The following is a 1,243-nucleotide window of genomic DNA, read 5'->3' on the forward strand; positions in this document are numbered from 1 at the left end:
CCCCCTGGCAGAGCAGCAGCGCCGCCGCGCCGCCCCAGCCGACGGCGAGCAGCCGGTCGCCGATGTCGCGCAGGCCGGTGATGTCGAGCAGCAGGGCCGCCAGCACGAAACCGGCGAGGGCGAGCGCGAGGGAGGCGGATTTCAAGCGTGTTCCTTGTGGCGCCGGGCGCCCCGCGGCGGCGGCGATGCGCGCCGCAGGCGGAACGGTCGGCCCGGCTCTACACCAAGCCCCCGCCCGCGGGCTATACGTCGCGCCCTTCCAGACGATGACACGGGAGCCATGTCCGGGACCGGTACCACGCTGCTGACGGGGGCCACGGGATTCGTCGGCGCCGCGGTGGCGCGGACGCTGGCGGCGCGTGGCCATGCGCTGCGCCTGCTGGTGCGGCCGGGCAGCGACCGTCGCAACCTCGACGGCATCGCGGGCGCGACGCTGGCGGAGGGCGACCTGCGCGACGCGGCCTCGCTCGCCGCCGCCGTCGCCGGGTGCCGCTACGTGGTGCATGTCGCGGCCGACTACCGCATCTGGGTGCCCGATCCGGCGGCGATGCTGCGCGCCAACGTGGACGGGACGGTCGCACTGCTGCGCGCGGCGCGGGCGGCCGGGGTGGAGCGGGTCGTCTATTGTTCGTCGGTCGCCGCCCTCGGCCTGACCAAGGACGGCCGGCCCGCCGACGAGACCACGCCGGTGACCGAGGACGCGGTGATCGGCATCTACAAGAAGTCGAAATACCGCGCGGAGCAGGCGGTACTGGCGCTGGTGCGCGACGAGGGGGTGCCGGCGGTGATCGTCAACCCGTCCACGCCCGTGGGGCCGCGCGACATCAAGCCGACGCCCACCGGCCGCATGATCGCCGATGCCGCCGCCGGACGGATGCCGGCCTATGTCGAGACCGGGCTGAACATCGTCCACGTGGACGACGTGGCGGAGGGGCACGCGCTGGCGCTGGAGCGCGGCGTGGTGGGCGAGAAATACATCCTCGGCGGCACCGACATGATGCTCGCCGACCTGTTCGCCCTGGTCGCCGCCGAGACGGGACGGCGGCCGCCGCGCCTACGCCTGCCGCACGGGGCGATCTGGCCGCTGGCGGTCGCGTCGGAATGGGCGGCGCGCGGCTTCGGGATCGAGCCGGTGGTGACGCGCGACCATCTGCGCATGGCGCGCAAGCTGATGTTCTTCTCCTCGGCCAAGGCGGAGGCCGTGCTCGGCTACCGGCCGCGCCCGCCGCGCGCGGCGGTGGCC

At 74.8% G+C, this 1,243-nt stretch carries 1 protein-coding gene; it reads left to right on the forward strand.

What is annotated here, in order from left to right:
- Nucleotides 1-280: 280 nt before the first annotated feature.
- A partial coding sequence (hpnA, locus tag B8460_RS14640; RefSeq protein ID WP_048862355.1) for a hopanoid-associated sugar epimerase occupies nucleotides 281-1,243 on the forward strand: 963 nt, incomplete at its 3' end.

The organism is Acidisphaera rubrifaciens HS-AP3, from assembly GCF_000964365.1.
GTDB classification, from domain to species: Bacteria; Pseudomonadota; Alphaproteobacteria; order Acetobacterales; family Acetobacteraceae; genus Acidisphaera; species Acidisphaera rubrifaciens.